General features: G+C 66.5%; 14 protein-coding genes and 1 pseudogene. 7 read left to right on the top strand and 8 right to left on the bottom strand.

Features of this window, described 5'->3' with window-relative positions; genetic code table 11:
* The first annotated feature begins 43 nt into the window (after window positions 1-43).
* Both glpX and GFS60_RS24320 read left to right on the top strand, forming a co-directional pair.
* The gene (glpX, locus tag GFS60_RS24325) at window positions 44-1,084 is read left to right on the top strand and encodes a class II fructose-bisphosphatase (RefSeq protein ID WP_159925240.1); all 1,041 of its coding nucleotides are present in this window, start codon (window positions 44-46) and stop codon (window positions 1,082-1,084) included.
* Between the two features lie 91 nt (window positions 1,085-1,175).
* Window positions 1,176-2,579, top strand: a complete 1,404-nt coding sequence (locus tag GFS60_RS24320; protein WP_159925238.1) for a class II fumarate hydratase — start codon at window positions 1,176-1,178, stop codon at window positions 2,577-2,579.
* Window positions 2,580-2,643: 64 nt separating this feature from the next.
* Here GFS60_RS24320 and GFS60_RS24315 read toward each other — a convergent pair whose 3' ends face one another.
* A complete protein-coding gene (locus GFS60_RS24315; protein WP_159925236.1) occupies window positions 2,644-3,501 on the bottom strand; it encodes an acyl-ACP desaturase in 858 nt (285 codons plus the stop codon).
* A 166-nt stretch (window positions 3,502-3,667) separates the two neighbouring features.
* Between GFS60_RS24315 and GFS60_RS24310 the strand changes: the two genes are divergently transcribed.
* Window positions 3,668-5,272, top strand: coding sequence for a serine hydrolase (locus tag GFS60_RS24310; RefSeq protein ID WP_159925234.1), 1,605 nt, complete (start codon window positions 3,668-3,670; stop codon window positions 5,270-5,272).
* Window positions 5,273-5,295: 23 nt separating this feature from the next.
* Entirely contained in the window at window positions 5,296-5,727 is a 432-nt protein-coding gene (locus GFS60_RS24305; protein WP_159925232.1) for a limonene-1,2-epoxide hydrolase family protein, read from the top strand.
* Between the two features lie 111 nt (window positions 5,728-5,838).
* On the opposite strand, the gene GFS60_RS24300 is transcribed toward GFS60_RS24305, so the two are convergent.
* Window positions 5,839-7,206, bottom strand: coding sequence for a PhoH family protein (locus GFS60_RS24300; protein ID WP_109332225.1), 1,368 nt, complete (start codon window positions 7,204-7,206; stop codon window positions 5,839-5,841).
* Window positions 7,207-7,520: 314 nt separating this feature from the next.
* Window positions 7,521-8,816: a serine hydroxymethyltransferase gene (gene glyA / locus GFS60_RS24295; RefSeq protein WP_159925230.1), complete on the bottom strand. Its 1,296-nt coding sequence runs from the start codon at window positions 8,814-8,816 to the stop codon at window positions 7,521-7,523.
* A 149-nt stretch (window positions 8,817-8,965) separates the two neighbouring features.
* On the opposite strand from glyA, the gene GFS60_RS24290 reads away from it, so the two are divergent.
* A complete protein-coding gene (locus GFS60_RS24290; RefSeq protein ID WP_201453431.1) occupies window positions 8,966-10,630 on the top strand; it encodes a transposase in 1,665 nt (554 codons plus the stop codon).
* An 88-nt stretch (window positions 10,631-10,718) separates the two neighbouring features.
* Here GFS60_RS24290 and GFS60_RS24285 read toward each other — a convergent pair whose 3' ends face one another.
* The gene (locus GFS60_RS24285; protein WP_159925228.1) at window positions 10,719-11,924 is read right to left on the bottom strand and encodes a DUF885 domain-containing protein; all 1,206 of its coding nucleotides are present in this window, start codon (window positions 11,922-11,924) and stop codon (window positions 10,719-10,721) included.
* 169 nt (window positions 11,925-12,093) lie between these two features.
* On the opposite strand from GFS60_RS24285, the gene coaA reads away from it, so the two are divergent.
* A complete protein-coding gene (gene coaA / locus GFS60_RS24280; RefSeq protein WP_109332232.1) occupies window positions 12,094-13,026 on the top strand; it encodes a type I pantothenate kinase in 933 nt (310 codons plus the stop codon).
* Window positions 13,027-13,038: 12 nt separating this feature from the next.
* On the opposite strand, the gene GFS60_RS24275 is transcribed toward coaA, so the two are convergent.
* Entirely contained in the window at window positions 13,039-13,806 is a 768-nt protein-coding gene (locus tag GFS60_RS24275; RefSeq protein WP_159925226.1) for an isoprenyl transferase, read from the bottom strand.
* 161 nt (window positions 13,807-13,967) lie between these two features.
* On the opposite strand from GFS60_RS24275, the gene trhA reads away from it, so the two are divergent.
* Window positions 13,968-14,639, top strand: a complete 672-nt coding sequence (gene trhA / locus GFS60_RS24270; protein WP_159925224.1) for a PAQR family membrane homeostasis protein TrhA — start codon at window positions 13,968-13,970, stop codon at window positions 14,637-14,639.
* Here the strand turns inward: trhA and GFS60_RS24265 are convergent.
* The 3 genes and pseudogenes from GFS60_RS24265 to mca all read right to left on the bottom strand — a co-directional run bounded on the left by GFS60_RS24265 (window position 14,640) and on the right by mca (window position 17,869).
* Window positions 14,640-16,656 (bottom strand): annotated as a pseudogene (locus tag GFS60_RS24265) (thioredoxin domain-containing protein).
* 17 nt (window positions 16,657-16,673) lie between these two features.
* Complete coding sequence (locus GFS60_RS24260; RefSeq protein ID WP_284708783.1) at window positions 16,674-16,991, bottom strand: hypothetical protein; 318 nt, start codon at window positions 16,989-16,991, stop codon at window positions 16,674-16,676.
* A complete protein-coding gene (gene mca, locus GFS60_RS24255; RefSeq protein WP_109335268.1) occupies window positions 16,991-17,869 on the bottom strand; it encodes a mycothiol conjugate amidase Mca in 879 nt (292 codons plus the stop codon). The genes GFS60_RS24260 and mca overlap by 1 nt, the downstream gene beginning before the upstream one ends.
* Window positions 17,870-17,953: the final 84 nt, after the last annotated feature.

Below are 17,953 nucleotides of genomic sequence, written 5' to 3'. Positions count from 1 at the left end.
CGACGTACAACGTCGACCGGAACTGCATCAGGAGGCACTGCCCATGACGGCCAGCACCACATCGAGACGCCGCGAGGCCCCGGACCGAAACCTTGCTCTCGAATTGGTCCGAGTCACCGAGGCTGGTGCAATGGCTGCCGGTCGCTGGGTCGGCCGTGGCGACAAGGAGGGTGGCGACGGAGCCGCCGTCGACGCCATGCGTCAGCTCGTGCACAGTGTCTCCATGCGCGGCGTCGTCGTCATCGGCGAGGGCGAAAAGGACGAGGCGCCGATGCTGTTCAACGGCGAAGAGGTCGGCAACGGCGACGGCCCCGACTGCGACTTCGCGGTCGACCCCGTCGACGGCACCACACTGATGTCCAAGGGCATGCCCAACGCCATCTCCGTCCTTGCTGTCGCAGAGCGCGGCGCCATGTTCGACCCGTCGGCCGTGTTCTACATGGAGAAGATCGCGGTCGGCCCCGACGCCGCCGACGTCATCGACATCACCGCGCCGGTGGCCGAGAACATCAAGAGGGTCGCGAAGGTCCGCAAGGCTTCGGTCTCGGACATCACCGTGTGCATCCTCGACCGTCCCCGGCACGCCGAACTCATCCACGAGGTCCGTCAGACCGGCGCCCGGATCCGCCTGATCTCGGACGGTGACGTGGCAGGCGCCATCGCCGCGGCCCGGCCCGAGTCCGGCACCGACATCCTCCTCGGCACCGGCGGTACGCCGGAGGGCATCATCGCCGCCGCGGCCATGCGCTGTATGGGTGGTTCGCTGCAGGGCAGGCTCTCTCCCACCGACGACGCCGAGCGCCAGAAGGCCATCGACGCCGGTCACGACCTCGACCGCGTGCTGACCACCGAAGACCTGGTGTCCGGCGAGAACGTCTTCTTCTGCGCCACCGGTGTCACCGACGGCGACCTGCTGCGTGGTGTCCGCTACTACGGTGGCGGCGCGTCCACACAGTCCATCGTGATGCGATCCAAGTCGGGAACGGTCCGCATGATCGACGCGTACCACCGCCTCGAGAAGCTTCGTGAGTACTCGTCCGTCGACTTCGACGGTGAGGACGGGGCGGTTCCGCCGTCCTTCTGAGCGCCTTCGCCGCCCGTGCGCCTTTCTGGTAGCTCCTGCAACCACAACGGCGCACGGGCGCGCAGCGTCCGGAAGTGGCAATGTTTGACCCATGACGGAGAGCAACGAGCAGCAGTACCGGATCGAACACGACACCATGGGTGAGGTGCGGGTCCCCGTGGACGCGCTGTGGCGCGCGCAGACGCAGCGCGCCGTCGAGAACTTCCCGATCAGTGGTCGAGGTCTCGAACGCACCCAGATCCGCGCCATGGGCCTCCTGAAGGCGGCGTGCGCGCAGGTCAACAAGGACCTGGGGCTCCTCGATCCCGAGAAGGCCGACGCGATCATCGCAGCGGCAGGTGAGATCGCCGAAGGCAAGCACGACGACCAGTTCCCCATCGACGTCTTCCAGACGGGCTCCGGAACCAGCTCCAACATGAACGCCAACGAGGTGATCGCCTCGATCGCCGCCGCAGCGGGTGTCGTCGTCCACCCCAATGACGACGTCAACATGTCGCAGTCGTCGAACGACACCTTCCCCACCGCCACTCATGTGGCCGCGACCGAGGCGGCGGTGAAGAACCTGATCCCGGCCCTCGACCACCTCCGGTTGGCCCTTCTCGACAAGTCCACCGAGTGGAAGTCGGTCGTGAAGTCGGGACGCACCCATCTCATGGATGCGGTCCCGGTGACGCTGGGTCAGGAGTTCGGGGGGTATGCCCGGCAGATGGAAGCCGGCATGGAACGCATCGTGGCGTGTCTCCCACGGCTCGGCGAACTGCCCATCGGCGGCACCGCGGTCGGCACCGGCCTGAACGCCCCGGACGGTTTCGGACCCAAAGTGGTGGCCGAACTGGTCAAGGCGACGGGCATCGACGCGCTCACGCCGGCGAAGAACAGTTTCGAGGCGCAGGCGGCGCGAGACGGTCTCGTCGAGGCGTCCGGGGCGATGCGCACCATTGCTGTATCCCTCACCAAGATCGCCAACGACATCCGCTGGATGGGTTCGGGTCCGCTCACCGGTTTGGGCGAGATTCGGCTTCCCGACCTGCAGCCCGGAAGTTCGATCATGCCCGGCAAGGTCAATCCGGTTCTCCCGGAGGCCGCCACCCAGGTGGCTGCCCAGGTAGTCGGCAACGATGCCGCCGTCGCCTGGGGTGGGGCTGCGGGCGCATTCGAGTTGAACGTCTACATTCCGATGATGGCCCGGAACGTTCTCGAATCGTTCACCCTTCTCGCCAACGTCACGCGGCTGTTCGCCGACCGGTGTGTCGCGGGCCTGGTAGCCAATACCGCTCACCTCAGGACCCTCGCCGAGTCTTCGCCGTCCATCGTCACGCCCCTGAACTCGGCGATCGGATACGAGGAGGCGGCCGCCGTTGCCAAGCAGGCCTTGAAGGAGAAGAAGACGATCCGGGAGACCGTCGTCGACCGCGGTTTGATCGGTGACAAACTCAGCGAGGAGGAGCTGGACAAGCGTCTCGACGTGCTCGCCATGGCGAAGGTTGAGGACTGACCTCCAGCCAGACACGACGGTGGCCCGCACTCCTCGAAGTGCGGGCCACCTTCGTTACCGTTCCCTACAGCAGTGCCGACAGTTCCTCGCGGGCCTTCTCGCCCTCGGTCCCCAAGTCGGAGCGGCCGGCGATGTTCCATGCCCCGAGAAGCGGTGCGAACACCTTCTCGCGCTGGTGTGCGGGATCGTAGATGCCGGCTTCGGCGAGCACCGCAGTGCTGTTCTTCCCGCCGGGCAACTCCACGCTCGGCACGTCGAATGCGTCGATCCGCGAGGCGATGGCGCGCATCATCTGTTCGGGCGCCACTGCGAACGCGGCTTCGACGACGTTGCGGTAGAACACCGACTGCAGTTCGTCGTCGGCGGCCAGCCGCGTTTCGATCGACGCCACCAGCGGGTCCTCGGCGAGGGCGGCGGTGTTCTGGTGCCGGACGGCCGCGGCCTTCTCTTCGAATGCCGAGTTGGCGAGCATCTCGAGCAGGTGCATCGGCGGCATGGCGTATCCACGCACCATCTCGTCCATCCGAGCGCGCTCGAGTGCGACCGGATCGACCGCGCGGGTAACCATCAGATAGTTCCGGAGCACGATGGAGTGCCGGTTCTCCTCTGCTGTCCAGCGGCCGACCCAACGCCACCACGGACCCACCATGGCCAGGTGCTTGGCGATCTCCCGGTGGTACGCGGGCACGTTGTCGGCGACGAGAACGCCCACGGTGAGTGCAAGTGCCTCCACCTCGCTCAGGGTGGACTGATCGGCCGACCAGTCCGTGCCACCCATGAATGCGAAGTTCTTACCCTGGTCCCACGGGACCAGGTCGTGCGGCAGCCAGCCGTCGGCCTCGGCGATGTGACGAGCGAGATTCTCCTCGACCACAGGAGCCAGTTCGGTGAGAAGGTGCTTGTCCGTGAATTCAGTCGGCATTCGCATACCGTAGCGTCCGCGTGCTCGCGCAGGAATCTCGAGCACGCGGTCACCGGCTCGCCCAGCCCGGACCCGAGCCCGGATCGGCGGAAAAGCCCCAGGTCACCGAGCTTCGTGGTTACGCTGAGAGTTCCCGATTTTCGCCGGCCCGAGCAGAGGACCTCCAATGCGCAGACGTGGGAACTCGATGACACTGTTCTTCGCTGTCCTGTTGGCCGGGTCGCTCGTCACGGGGTGCACCGACAATGAGCCGTCCACCGACACCGCCAGTTCTCCCGCGTCGACAACCGCCCCGGACAAGCCGGCCAATCCCGCAACCGTCTCCGGCGTCGACATACCCGACGGCCGAGTCGACGACGCGGTCGGACGCCTGGACGACCTGGTGAAGAATCTCATGGACAGCACACACGTGCCCGGAATGGCGGTCGCGGTGGTGCACGGAGGGCGAACCGTCTATGCGAAGGGATTCGGCGTACGCGAAGAGGGCACCGACGAGATGGTGGACGCCGACACCGTCTTCCAACTGGCATCGCTGTCGAAGTCGGTGGGGTCCACGGTGGTCGCGCACGAGGTGGGAACCGGCGTGGTCGGCTGGGACACGACCGTGGTCTCGAAGCTTCCGGGTTTTGCGCTCGCAGACCCTTGGGTCACCGAGCATGTCACGGTCGGCGATCTGTACTCGCACCGCTCTGGTTTGCCGGATCACGCCGGTGACGGACTCGAGGATCTCGGCAACAACCAGCAGCAGGTACTCGACAAGCTTCGGCTCGAGCCGCTCAATCCGTTCCGTATCACGTATGAATACACCAACTTCGGGGTCACCGCGGCCGCCGAAGCGGTGGCCGCGGCATCCGGAACGGATTGGGCGACGCTGTCCGAACGGGCGATCTACCAACCACTCGGGATGGACTCGACAAGTTCCCGGTTCGCCGACTTCCAGGCGCGGAGTAACCGTGCCATCGGCCATCAGCTCGTCGACGGCAAGTACGTCGCCGACGCCGTCCGCGACCCCGATGCTCAGTCACCGGCCGGCGGCGTCAGCTCGTCCGTCAACGACATGAGCAAGTGGCTCACCATGCTCCTGGGCGACGGCATGTTCGAGGGCAAGGAAATCGTCGATTCGAAAGCCCTGCTCCCCGCGGTCAGTCCGCAGATTGTGTCGAGTCCCCCGAGCTCCCTCGACGCGCGTCCGGGGTTCTACGGATACGGGTTCAACGTGTCGACCACTTCTGCCGGCCGGGTCTCCCTCAGCCACTCGGGTGCCTTCCAACTCGGGGCCGCCACCAACTTCGTGGCGATCCCCTCGGCCGACGTCGCGATCGTCGCCCTGACCAACGGCTCGCCCACCGGAATTCCCGAAACCCTGACCGCAGAATTCGCCGATCTCGTCCAGTACGGCGAGATCCGCGAAGAGTGGAGGGATCTGTATTACCAAGCCATCTCCCCGATGCTCGACCCCGAGGGCAGCCTCGTCGGCAAGGACGCGCCCACCAACCCCGCTCCCGCGCAGCCACTTCCCACGTATACAGGAACGTACAACAACGCCTACTGGGGTCCGGCCGTTGTCAGCGAGAAAGACGGTCAACTCACCTTGCAACTCGGACCCGCGGGGCAGACCTTCCCACTCGAGCATTGGGACGGAAGCATTTTCACGTTTAGGCCCAGCGGCGAGAACGCCCCGCCCGGCACGGTGTCGGAGGCGACGTTCGCGGGTAACAGTCTGATTCTGGAGTACTACAACACAGATGGTCAGGGAACGTTCGTTCGCTGAACTCACTTCGAGCAGGAAGTACCATGGAACCCACTTCACAGTCTATCGATACGGTTTCACCGGCCGACACCGCCAATATTCGCGTGGTTCGCGAATTCCTCGACGCCCTCGTTGCCGGCGACCCGGATACGGCCCGCCAATATCTGCACCCGGACATCGTGTGGCACAACGTGTCTCTGCCCAAGATTCGCGGGATAGAGTCGGTGATGCGGATTCTCCGGGGGATGAGCAGGCCCGGTGTCGGGTTCGATGTCCGGTTGCATCACATCGCCGACGAAGGAACAGCAGTGCTCACCGAACGCACCGACATCCTCATCTGGAATCGGCTGCGCAGCGAATTCTGGGTGTGCGGCACCTTCGAGATCGAGGACGGCAAAATCCTCGTCTGGCGCGACTACTTCAGCAACCGGGCATTCCTGTGGGGCACGCTGAAGGGACTGGTTCGAATGTTCTGATCCGGCCCGAAGCGTCCGCCCAATGTCCCATTCGGTCCAGTTCTTCTGTTCCGACGCGACATTGGGCGGAGCTCGAGCTTTATCCAGGAGCTACGGCGCTTTAGCCAGGGGCTACGGCGTGGGCCCGAATTCCTCCAGCATCTCCGTCACGAGTGCGGCGATCGGCGAACGCTCACTGCGAGTCAGCGTGATGTGGGCGAACAACGGGTGGCCCTTCAGCTTCTCGATCACCGCCGCGACACCGTCATGGCGCCCGACCCGCAGGTTGTCGCGTTGAGCCACATCGTGCGTCAGAACCACGCGCGATCCTGTTCCCAGCCGGGACAGCACCGTGAGCAGAACGTTGCGCTCGAGGGACTGCGCCTCGTCGACGATCACGAACGAATCGTGCAGTGACCGTCCCCGAATATGGGTGAGGGGAAGAACTTCCAGCATCCCGCGACTGATAACTTCTTCCATCACCTCGGGGCTCGCCAGGCCGTCGAGGGTGTCGAACACGGCCTGGGCCCAGGGGCCCATCTTCTCACTCTCGCTGCCCGGCAGGTACCCGAGTTCCTGACCGCCCACCGCGTACAACGGCCGGAAGACCACGACCTTCCGCTGAGTCCGACGCTCGAGCACCGCTTCGAGTCCCGCGGTCAACGCCAGCGCCGACTTGCCGGTGCCGGCCTTGCCGCCCAGCGACACGATGCCCACGCTGTCGTCCATGAGAAGGTCGAGGGCGATGCGCTGCTCGGCCGAGCGTCCGTGCAGGCCGAACGCTTCCCGTTCGCCTCGCACCAACTGCACCCGCTTGTCGGCGTTCACCCTGCCGAGGGCGCTCGACGAACCACCAAGAAGCCGAATCCCCGTGTGACACGGCAGCTCCCGCGCCTCCTCCAGATCGACGACACCCTCGGAGAAGAGTTCGTCGATCGACGACGACGCCACGTCGAGCTCAGCCATACCAGTCCAGCCGGAAGGGACGACGTCGTGAGCGTGGTACTCGTCGGCGGGTAAACCCACCGCGCCTGCCTTGACGCGGAGCGGGATGTCCTTGCTGACCAGGACGACGTCGCTACCCTCCGCTTCAAAATTCAGGGCGCAGGCGAGGATGCGGGAATCGTTACTGTCCGTGCGGAATCCGACCGGAAGCACTGACGGGTCGGTGTGGTTGAGCTCGACCTGCAGGGTGCCACCCTCCGTGCCGATCGGCACGGGCTGGTCGAGACGGCCGTATTCCAGGCGAAGGTCGTCGAGCATGCGCAGCGATTCGCGTGCGAACCATCCCAGCTCATGGTGGTGCCGTTTCCCCTCGAGTTCACTGATGACGACGAGAGGAAGCACGACACGGTGCTCGCCGAACCTGGCAACGGCCCAGGGGTCGGACAGCAATACGGAGGTGTCCAATACGAACGTACGAACTCCCGAAGCCGAGTTCTTGCCGGAGGCTGCGGACGTACGTCCTGATCGGGCTGAGACGGAGCGTGATGCAGTCACGTGAGGCTCCTAGGTCTGCGCGGCACCCACGCAAACTCGGTTCGCTGGACCGGTCCGTCCCTGGTGTGTCAAACCACACGAGGGCCGGGCGCCGGCCCCCTCGTACTGAATGTTCCAGTCACGATCAGGACCTCCCGTACAAGCAACTTCCCCGCTGCCTGTTACTTCCGACGGTACTGCCAAACACGCCGGACGGCCGTGCGAGCGGCGGGCGTGTCGGTGAACATCGGGTTACGCGGAGAAGGCGCCTGCGGCGCCTGTGCGCCTTTCTGGTTGCTCCAGCTACCAGAAAGGCGCACGGGCGGCGGAGCCGCCTAGATGAGGCGCCAGTCCTCGAGGCCCTCGTACAGCGGGAAGTCGGCGGCCAGCTTGGTCACGCGGTCGCGCAGTGACTCGACGTCGGACGAACCGGCCAGAGCCGTACCGATGATGTCGGCGACCTCGGTGAACTGCTCGTCACCGAACCCGCGGGACGCGAGCGCGGCGGTGCCGATGCGCAGCCCGGAGGTGACCATCGGCGGGCGGGGATCGAACGGCACTGCGTTGCGGTTGACGGTGATGCCCACCTCGTGGAGAAGGTCTTCCCCCTGCTGGCCGTCGAGCTGCGAATTGCGGAGGTCGACCAGCACGAGATGCACGTCGGTGCCGCCGGTGAGGACGCTGACCCCCTTGCCGGACACGTCGGAGGCGGTCAGGCGCTCGGCGAGGATCTTCGCGCCGGTCAGTGTGCGCTGCTGACGGTCCTTGAACTCGTCGGTGCCGGCGATCTTCAGCGACACGGCCTTGGCGGCGATGGCGTGCATGAGCGGTCCACCCTGTTGTCCGGGGAAGACGGCCGAGTTGATCTTCTTCGCCCATTCCTGCTTGGCGAGAATCAGGCCGGAGCGGGGACCACCGAGGGTCTTGTGGACGGTGCTCGACACGACGTCGGCGTAGGGGACGGGCGACGGGTGCAAGCCGGCGGCCACCAGGCCGGCGAAGTGCGCCATGTCGACCCACAGGTATGCGCCGACCTCGTCGGCGATGGACCGGAATGCCGCGAAGTCCTCGTGCCGCGGGTAGGCGGACCAGCCGGCGACGATCACCTTCGGCTGCGCGGCGACAGCGATCTTGCGGACCTCGTCCATGTCGATACGGTGGTCTTCCTTGCTGACCCCGTACGACTCGACCTCGTAGAGCTTGCCGGAAAAGTTCAGCTTCATGCCGTGCGTGAGGTGGCCGCCGTGCGCCAGGTCGAGGCCGAGGAGCTTCTCACCCGGGTTCATCAGCGCCATCAAGACGGCGGCGTTGGCCTGCGCGCCCGAGTGCGGCTGGACGTTCGCGAAGTCGGCGCCGAACAGTTCCTTGGCACGAGTGCGCGCGAGGTCCTCGATGACGTCGACGTGCTCACAGCCACCGTAGTAACGGCGACCCGGGTATCCCTCGGCATACTTGTTGGTCAGCACGCTGCCCTGAGCCTGCAGCACCGCGCGGGGAACGAAGTTCTCCGAGGCGATCATTTCCAGGGTGTCGCGCTGACGGGCGAGCTCACCAGCCATGGCCTGGGCGACTTCGGGGTCGAGTTCGGCGAGGGGGGCCGTGTTGACGTCGGTACCGGGCACAGCGGTCATCGAGGAATCTCCAAGCTGGATGCGGAAACGAATGCCCCCAGTCTACGAAGAACCCGTGCGTACTTGATAACCGCCCAGGGGCTGTTGCGAAATTGAGGGTCGGGGTGCCCGCGTGTCTACATGCTGTGACCTGCGGTTTCCTGGATAATGTGTTGGTGGCCAAGGGATATCGACCGGTAGATCGTGATCAGCAGTTCCTGTTGCCGCCGGACATGCGGGAGTGGTTACCGGCCACCCATCCGGTGTGGACGGTGATCGAGATCGTCGGCACCCATCTCGATACCCGGGCGTTCCATCACGACCGCCGCACCGGCGGTGCGGGGCGGGCCGGCTACGACCCGGACATGCTGGTGACCTTGCTGATCTGGGCGTGGTCGCGGGGAGTGCGCTCGTCCCGGCAGATCGAGCGGGCCTGCTCGGAGGTGGTGTCCTACCGGGTGATCTGCGCCGGAGACGCCCCCGATCACGCGACGATCTCGCGGTTCCGCAAGGACAACCACACCGCCTGCGAGGAGTTGTTCACGCAGGTCCTGATCCTGGCCGCGCGGATGGGACTGGGCCGACTCGAAACGATCGCGTTGGACGGGGTGAAGATCGCCTCGAACGCCTCGAAGGACGCCAACCGCACCGAGGACGGGCTCCGCCGAGCGGCCGAGGCGGAGGCCGCGCGGATCGCCGCGGCGGCGGCGGCCGCGCACGCGGCGTGCGACGACGCCGAGGACGACCTCTACGGCAACGACGGTCCGGGACCGGGGCAGGTGCCGGCGGAGTTGGCCGATCCGGCGACCCGCTCAGCGCGGATCGCGGAGGCGTTGGCCCAGCTCGAGACGGAAAAGCAGGACCAGGATGCCGACCGGGACCGTAAGGCCCACGATTATCTGAGCAGGCTCGATGCGGGTCAGACGGTGATGGGGCGGGTGCCGGTGGGGGCCGAGGTCGCCGCCGCCGAGCGGCGGCTGGCGCAGGCGGTCGCCGCGCAGCAGGGTGTGCTCGACCGGTTCCGGGATGCTCCCGCCGCCGGTCGGGGCCGGTTCGTGCCGAAACCGGTCGACGAGCATCATCTGGTGCGGCGGCGGCGCACCGAACTCGAAACCGCCCTGTGTAAACACCGCGAGCGCATCGCCGCCGCCGGGCAGCGGCGCCGCAACATCACCGACCCGGACTCGCGGTTGCAGCCGCTGCGCGGCGGCGGGTGGCTACAGGGATACAACTGTCAGGCGTTCACCAGCGAGGACGGGGTGATCCTGGCCACCGGGGTCGGGACCAGCCCCGCGGACTATGACTACTTCCCTGACCTGGTCGACAAGGTCGGCAAGGCCGCGCAACTGATCGACGCCACCCGTCGCGGCCGAACACTTCCCACCGACCCGCCCCCTACCGGCCCGGACCCCGCCGACCCGACACCGGAGGAGTTGATCGGGGTGATGCTCTTCGACGCCGGGTACTGCTCGCGGAGCAACCTGACCTCGCCCGGCCCGGACCGGTTGATCGCGACCGGCAAGAGCCGGGACCTCGAGGCCGCCGCGGCCGACGATCCGATTGCTGGATCCGCACCACCGCACCCGCACCCGGATCCAATCCGGGCGATGGCCGATCGGCTACGCACCGAGGACGGCATCGCCACCTACCGCAAGCGCTCACCGATCGCCGAAACCGTGTTCGGACACGCCAAACACAACCTCGGCTTCCGCCGGTTCACCAGCCGCGGCCTCGACCGGGCCCGCAGCGAATGGGCGTTCCACGCCGCCGTCCACAATCTCGGCAAGATCCTCACCCACCTCACCGGCGGAACCACCCTCCCGGCCACCACCTGACCGAGAGCCGCAAAGGTGCGGGATCCCCCACCGCGGCACCCCCTCACCCGCCAGCGCGGTCACACATTTCGCAACAGCCCCCCCAGTGTTAAGAAGTACTCACGGGGCGGAGGGCACTGGGAACGAGAGGTTCGTCGAGGAGCCGACGAAACCGTTCCGACCGCTCCGCGCCCACCGGGACCTCCGCCAGCCAGCCGCCGAGCAGGCGGTATCCCTCGACGTAAGTGCTGGTGTAGGCCCGCCACAGGGGCGAGGACAGGAAGCGCAGCGACTGCCGCGCCCGCTCGGGGGTCGACAGGCTCCACCGTTGCAGGAACAGGGCGACGTCGTCCGCGCTGCGGCGCTCGTCGTGCAGCATCAGCGCAGCGTCCTGGCGGACACCGAGCAGCTGACCGGACGCCGCCGACAGTCGCTGTGCCTGTTCACCGTCGAATCGCAGTCCGAGGTCGGCGTAGATTTCCTGCGCCCACAGACCCCAGTTCTCACCGACGATGGATTCGAGCGCGAGGTCGGCAAGACCCTCCGCCATGAGGCACTGCGGGGTGTTGACGAGAAACAGCGTCTGTTCCAGCTGCCCCGCGCCGACGAGTCCGGCTTCCTTACGGCAGTGCTCGGTGTGATGGCCCGGGTACGACTCGTGCGCGATGAGCCGAGGCAGATTTGCCATGTGCTGTTTCAGGTCGGAGTTGATGGCGACCGTGGAGCGGTAGTTTCCGAGGTAGTAGTTGAACCCCGACCACGGCTTGTCCCCGACCACCTCGTACTCGACGACCTCGGCTTCGGGCAGGGCGTAGTGCTCGCGCACCAGGTCGCGCAGGGCGCTCGAGAAGGCGTCGACGCAGTCCTTCAACCGGTCAGCCGGTATCTCGTCGGCGGCGCGGTGGGCATGGACCCGCTCGGTGAGTGTGCCGGTTCCGGGCAGCACGGTGTCCATCTTGCGGTGCGCCTCGCGGTACTGCCCCTCGTCGCCGCGTGCAATGCGAACGTCGAAATAGGCCTCCACCTCGTCGACGAACCCGACGTCGTCCCCGGCGAACTTCCGTCCCGAGCATTCGAGTGCCCGCAAATGGACGTCGAGGAACCGCGTCCGCTCGTCGGACAGACCCGCGGACGGCAATTCCGCACGCAGGGTTGCTGCTGTGCGTGCCAGTTCCCGCGGGTCGGGCCGCGGCGCGTTCTCGACCGTCCGGCGCAGCGCCGGGTCGCCGGTGTACGCATCGACGAATCCCTCTTCGAGCCGATCGAATCCCAGCCCGAGCAGCAGATATTCGCGAACCAACGAATCCGATTCCATGCCGATCGACCTTAGTCGGACAACCGTGTGCGTGACCCGCCGACAGCTCAGCCTGTGGCACCAAGCACAATCCGACTATGCAACCGCTACTCGCCAGCGCGACGACGACGGCCGAGATTCCGGGCGTGGACGGCTCACTCCCCCAGTCGCTCGAGTGTGAGCGGAACTGATGGCCCGGGCAAGCGAATCCAGCCCGTACGTCGAATTCGACCGGAAGCAGTGGCGCACGCTGCGTAAGTCGACTCCACTGGTGTTGACCGAGGAGGAGCTGTACGGGCTTCGAGGCCTCGGCGAGCAGATCGACCTCGAAGAGGTCGCGGAGGTGTATCTTCCGCTTTCCCGTCTGATCCACCTGCAGGTGGCCGCGCGACAGCGGTTGTTCGCCGCGACCGCGACGTTCCTCGGTGAGAAGCATCCGGATCAGCAGGTGCCGTTCGTCATCGGCGTCGCGGGAAGTGTCGCGGTCGGCAAGTCGACCACGGCGCGTGTCCTGCAAGCACTGCTCGCCCGCTGGGAACATCACCCCCGCGTCGACCTGGTGACGACGGACGGCTTCCTGTACTCCACCGACGAGCTGAACCGGCGCGGGATCATGCACCGCAAGGGTTTTCCGGAGAGTTACGACCGGCGCAAGCTGCTGCGGTTCGTCACCGAGGTGAAGTCGGGCGCCGAGGAGGTAGCCGCACCGGTCTATTCGCACATCTCGTACGACATCATCCCCGGCCAGTACCACTTGGTGCGCCAGCCGGACATCCTCATCATCGAAGGTTTGAACGTCCTGCAGACCGGTCCGCGTCTCATGGTCTCAGATCTGTTCGACTTCTCCATCTACGTCGATGCCCGCATCGAGGACATCGAGGCGTGGTACATCCAGCGCTTCCTGGCCCTGCGCCAGACGTCGTTCGCCAATCCGAACGCCCACTTCCACCACTATGCGAACCTGTCGGACCGCGACGCCACCGCTGCCGCTCAGGAAATCTGGCACAACATCAACCGACCGAACCTGGTGGAGAACATTCTGCCGACGCGCCCCCGCGCCACCCTCGTGCTGCGCAAGGACGCCAATCACTCGATCAACCGGCTGCGCCTGCGCAAGCTGTAACCGGGCGGTCGCTCAGACGCCGAATCTGCGATGCCGGGCTGCGTAGTCGCGTAGCGCGCGCAGGAAGTCGACCCGACGGAACTCGGGCCAGTACGCCTCGGTGAACCAGATCTCGGAGTAGGCGCTCTGCCACAACAGGAACCCCGACAGCCGCTGTTCTCCTGACGTGCGAATCACCAGGTCGGGGTCCGGTTGACCCGACGTATAGAGATGCCCGCCGATGCCGTCGACTGTGATCGACTTCACCAACTCGTCGCCCGACAACCCGGCGAGGAGCTTCTCGCAGAGCAGCGACTGGACGGCGTCGGCGATTTCCTGCCGGCCGCCGTAGCCGACGGCGACGTTCACATGGGTGCCGGTTCGGCCTTCGGTCCGCTCCGCCGCCTCCCGCAAGCGGCGCGACTGCTCGGCAGGCAGCAGGTCCAGCGCACCGACGATCTTCACACTCCAGTTCTTGTCCGGTCCGGAGATCTCTTCGACGACATCGGTGATGATCTCGAGAAGAGTGTCCAGTTCCTCCGCGTCCCGGCGCAGATTCTCGGTCGAGAGGAGATAGATGGTGGCCATCTCGATCCCGGCGGCATCACACCAGCCCAGCATCTCCGAGATCTTGAGGGCACCCATCCGGTGGCCGTGACTGACGTCGGTGAAGCCGTTCTCCCGGGCCCACCGCCGGTTGCCGTCGCACATCACCGCTATGTGCCGAGGGTGCTGCAGACCTTCGAGCCGCGCAAGCAACCGTCGCTCGTAGATGCTGTACAGCAGTCCTCGCACACTCACCGGGAGATCACCATGACAGCCAAGAGTACGCCGCTGCCGATCGCGATTCGCGATGGCGGTCACACGTGGTGCACCGTGGTCCTACCGACGGGTACGCTCTCCCCACAAGCGAACCTACGGTGCCGTAGGTTCGAGTCGCGAACAGCGAGAAGGGGTGTCCTGTGACAGCTTTCGGACTCGACGAGCTCCCGGTCAAGCCGCGTCTGCGGGGGTGGATTCACCTGTGGGCGTTCGGTATCTCGGTCATCGCCGGGCTGGTCCTCGTCCTCGTGTCCGGACTCCGAGTGTCAGCGGAAGCGGCCGTCGCCACGGCGGTCTACAGCGTCACCGTGTGTGGCGTATTCGGGGTCAGCGCCACGTATCACCGAGTGCACTGGAAGACCACGTCCGCCCGCACGTGGATGAAGCGGGCGGATCACTCGATGATCTTCCTGTTCATCGCCGGCAGTTATACACCGTTCGGGCTGCTGGGCCTGCCCTCGAGCACCGGACGCACACTGCTGATCGTCGTCTGGGCCGGTGCCTTCGCCGGCGTTGCCCTGAAGATGCTGTGGCCGACGGCGCCGCGGTGGGTCGGTGTTCCGCTCTACCTGCTCCTCGGCTGGGCGATCGTTCCGGTGGCGCCGGAGCTGACCTCCGAGGTCGGGGTCCTGCCCATGGTGTTGCTGCTCATCGGCGGCATCCTGTACTCGGTGGGCGCCGTGCTGTATGCCACGAAGTGGCCGAATCCCTGGCCGGCCACCTTCGGGCATCACGAGTTCTTCCATGCCGCCACGGTGATCGCGGCGTTGTGCCACTACATCGCCGTCTGGCTGGTCGTGTTCGGACAGTAATTACCGGCTCAACGCCTCGGCCAGGTCGCCGATGGTCGACACCGGACGATCACAGACGAACCCGCGGCACACATACGCCGCCGCATCGCCCCCCCACCAGCGGCCGGTCCGCGAGCAGCGGCGACGAATCCGGCTCGCCTCCGACCACCACCGCACCACCCGGAGCGAGTCGGCGAGCGGCGTCGAGCAGCCCGGTCTCGCCGTTCGTTGCCACCGCCACCTGGATCGGCCCACGCACCGACGCCTCGGCCACGGCGAGCCAGTGTCCCGCCGACCTCGGTGCCCGTTCGAGGAGCAGCGCCACCCGGTCGAGTGACGCGGCGGCCGCGGCGGCATACCGGGCCGAGGTGCCCGCCTCCGCCACTGCCGCCGCGGTGAGCAGGGCCTCGGCCAGGCAGGAGGCACCGGACGGGGTGGCGCCGTCGACCGGGTCGCGCGGACGGGTCACCAGGACTTCCGCGTCATCCGCCGTGTCGAACCAGCTGCCGGGCTGCTCGGCGTCCGCGAAGTGTCGCAAGGCACGCTCCAGCAGGGCCTCGGCGGGTTCGAGCCATTCGGCGTCGCCGGTCGCCTGGAACAACGCGAGGAGTCCGGTGGCGAGGCACGCATAGTCCTCCAGAATTCCCACGGGTTCGCCCACCACCGACCCCAGCGAGGCGCGGCGCAGGCGACCGTCGACAAGGTGCAGGTCCAGCACCGTCCGGGCACACTCGGCGGCCGCGGAGATCCACTCCGGCCTGCCGAGTCCGGCACCGGCCTCGGCCAGCGCCGTGATGGTCATCCCATTCCAGGCGGTGACCACTTTGTCGTCCCGGCCGGGCTGCGGCCGGATCGCACGGTGAGCGAAAAGAGCGTTCCGCACGCGACCCCACCGCTCCCAGTCGTCCGGATCCTGGAGGAGTTGCAGCACCGACGCGCCTTTTTCGGAGGTTCCCTCCGGCGTCACGGTCAGCAGATGCGACGCCCACTCGCCGTCCTCGGCGCCCAGCACCTCGAGGAGCTGTGCGGGTGTCCACACATAGGTCAGGCCCTCGACGCCCTCCGTGTCGGCGTCGAGCGCAGACGCGAACGAGCCGTTCTCCGTACGCAGGTCGCGAAGCAGGAACTGCGCGGTCTCCTCGGTGACGCGGACCGCCAGCTCCGAACCCGTTCGCCGACCGAGGTGGGCGTACACGCGCAGTAGCTGGGCGTTGTCGTAGAGCATCTTCTCGAAGTGCGGCACGACCCACTCGGCGTCGACCGAGTAGCGGGCGAAACCGCCGCCGAGCTGGTCGTAGATCCCGCCCCGCGCCATCGCGGACGCCGTGCGCTCCACCGTCTCGAGCACCTTCGCCTTCCCGGAACGCTCGTAGGTGCGCAGTAGACCCTCCAGCAACGCAGACGGCGGGAACTTGGGCGCACCTCCGAACCCGCCCCGTGGAATGTCCTCGTCCTTCAGCACGGCAGCAGCAGCCGCGTCGAGAAGCGCGGCATCCACCGCGACATCCGCAGTAGGTATGCCGCCGGCTCCGCGGCGCAGTTCCGTCGCCACCGACTCCGCGGCATTGTCGACGTCGCTGCGCCGGTCCCGCCACGTGTCGGCGATGGCGCCGAGCAGCTGGGTGAAGGACGGCATTCCGCCGCGTGGCGCGGGCGGGTAATAGGTCCCGCAATAGAACGGTGCACCGTCGGGAGTGAGGAAGCACGTCATCGGCCAACCGCCCTGGCCTGTCATCGCCACGGTGGCGTTCATGTACACGGCGTCGAGGTCGGGACGCTCTTCCCGGTCGACCTTGATGCACACGAAATGCTCGTTCATCAGCGACGCGACGGCGTCGTCCTCGAACGACTCGTGCGCCATCACATGACACCAGTGGCACGCGGAGTATCCGATCGACAGCAGAATCGGCACATCACGTTCACGCGCCCACTCGATGGCCTCCGGCCCCCATTGCTGCCAATGGACCGGGTTTTCGGCGTGCTGCCGCAGATAGGGGCTGGTGGACCCGCCGAGTGTGTTGCGTGCGCGTGGGTCCATGTCCAGCTCCTCTTCGACTACTGCTGCAGCTTCGGTGGATTGTCGGTGGGACCGGAGGGCCCGCTCGTGGTCCCGTTGTCCCCGTGCAATGCGCCGCGGTCGGTGCCCTCGTCGGCTTCCTGGTCGGGTTCGGGATGGTCCGGTTCGAAGGTCTCGGGCAGATTCTTCAGCTGCTTGTTCATCGAGCGCACCAGTAGCACCACGCCCGCGAGCAGAGCGAGAATGACCACCAGTCCGATAGGCGAGGCCTTACCGAACTCGGGACCGGAGGGCGTGCTGGGCGTCTGCGCCAGCAGTTCCACCGTCCCGGCGACGACACCGAGCGTCAACGACATCACTGCGACTCGTCCGGGTGAACGCCGGCGAACAGGTCGTTCTCCGGAATGGAGGTGGTGACCCGGGTCTTGGCGAGTTCGAATTCCTCGGTCGGCCAGATTTTCTGCTGGATCTCGAGCGGAACAGCGAAGAACGAACCGTTGGGGTCGATCTGGGTGGCGTGGGCGCGCAGGGCGTCGTCGCGCTGCGGGAAGTAGTCGCCGCAGGTGATCTGCGTGGTGACGCGCGCCATCAGATCACCCTGCTCGGTCTTCCACTTCTTGAGCCACTCCGCCATCGGGAATTCTTCACCGCGGCGTTCGTACTCCTCCTGGAACTGCAGGAGACGTTTACGGATGAACCCGTGCGAGTAGTAGACCTTCTGCACTTTCCACGGCTCGCCCGCGTCGGGGAACTGCTGCGGATCCGCGGCCGCCTCGTAGGCGGCCATCGACACCTCGTGGCAGCGGATGTGATCGGGATGCGGATAACCGCCGTTCTCGTCGTACGTCGTCATGACGTGGGGACGGAATTCGCGGATGGCCCGGACCAGAGCTTCGGTGGCCACCTCGAGCGGCACCAGCGCAAAGCACCCCTCCGGCAGCGGCGGCAGCGGGTCACCCTCGGGCAGTCCCGAGTCGACGAATCCCAGCCACTGGTGCTGGACACCGAGGATGCGAGCGGCCTCGGCCATCTCCTCGATGCGGACCTCGTGGATGCGGTCTCGCACGCCGGGCACGTCCATCGCCGGATTGAGGATGTCGCCGCGTTCACCCCCGGTCAACGTCACAACCCGCACTTCGTTGCCCTCGGCGGCGTAACGGGCCGTCGTCGCCGCACCCTTGCTCGACTCGTCGTCGGGATGGGCATGGACGGCCATGAGACGGAATCCGCTCACGTATTCGTTCACCTCAACTTCGCCAGTAGCCGTTGCCGGCTTGTTCGTGTCGTACGCTCTTCGTCCTCCGCCATCGCTTGACGG

The sequence above is a fragment of the Rhodococcus sp. WAY2 genome, assembly GCF_009859915.1.
GTDB lineage: Bacteria > Actinomycetota > Actinomycetes > Mycobacteriales > Mycobacteriaceae > Rhodococcus_F > Rhodococcus_F oxybenzonivorans.
The sequence above is the reverse complement of the archived record's forward strand: the minus strand, read 5'-3'. Positions and strand labels throughout refer to the sequence as shown.

What these genes read in the sequence shown, in the direction of transcription:
- glpX (WP_159925240.1), top strand. Translation starts at nt 44, where the DNA reads ATGACGGCCAGCACCACATCGAGACGCCGCGAGGCCCCGGACCGAAAC.
- GFS60_RS24320 (WP_159925238.1), top strand. Translation starts at nt 1,176, where the DNA reads ATGACGGAGAGCAACGAGCAGCAGTACCGGATCGAACACGACACCATG.
- GFS60_RS24315 (WP_159925236.1), bottom strand. Translation starts at nt 3,501, where the DNA reads ATGCCGACTGAATTCACGGACAAGCACCTTCTCACCGAACTGGCTCCT.
- GFS60_RS24310 (WP_159925234.1), top strand. Translation starts at nt 3,668, where the DNA reads ATGCGCAGACGTGGGAACTCGATGACACTGTTCTTCGCTGTCCTGTTG.
- GFS60_RS24305 (WP_159925232.1), top strand. Translation starts at nt 5,296, where the DNA reads ATGGAACCCACTTCACAGTCTATCGATACGGTTTCACCGGCCGACACC.
- glyA (WP_159925230.1), bottom strand. Translation starts at nt 8,816, where the DNA reads ATGACCGCTGTGCCCGGTACCGACGTCAACACGGCCCCCCTCGCCGAA.
- GFS60_RS24285 (WP_159925228.1), bottom strand. Translation starts at nt 11,924, where the DNA reads ATGGAATCGGATTCGTTGGTTCGCGAATATCTGCTGCTCGGGCTGGGA.
- coaA (WP_109332232.1), top strand. Translation starts at nt 12,094, where the DNA reads ATGGCCCGGGCAAGCGAATCCAGCCCGTACGTCGAATTCGACCGGAAG.
- GFS60_RS24260 (WP_284708783.1), bottom strand. Translation starts at nt 16,991, where the DNA reads ATGTCGTTGACGCTCGGTGTCGTCGCCGGGACGGTGGAACTGCTGGCG.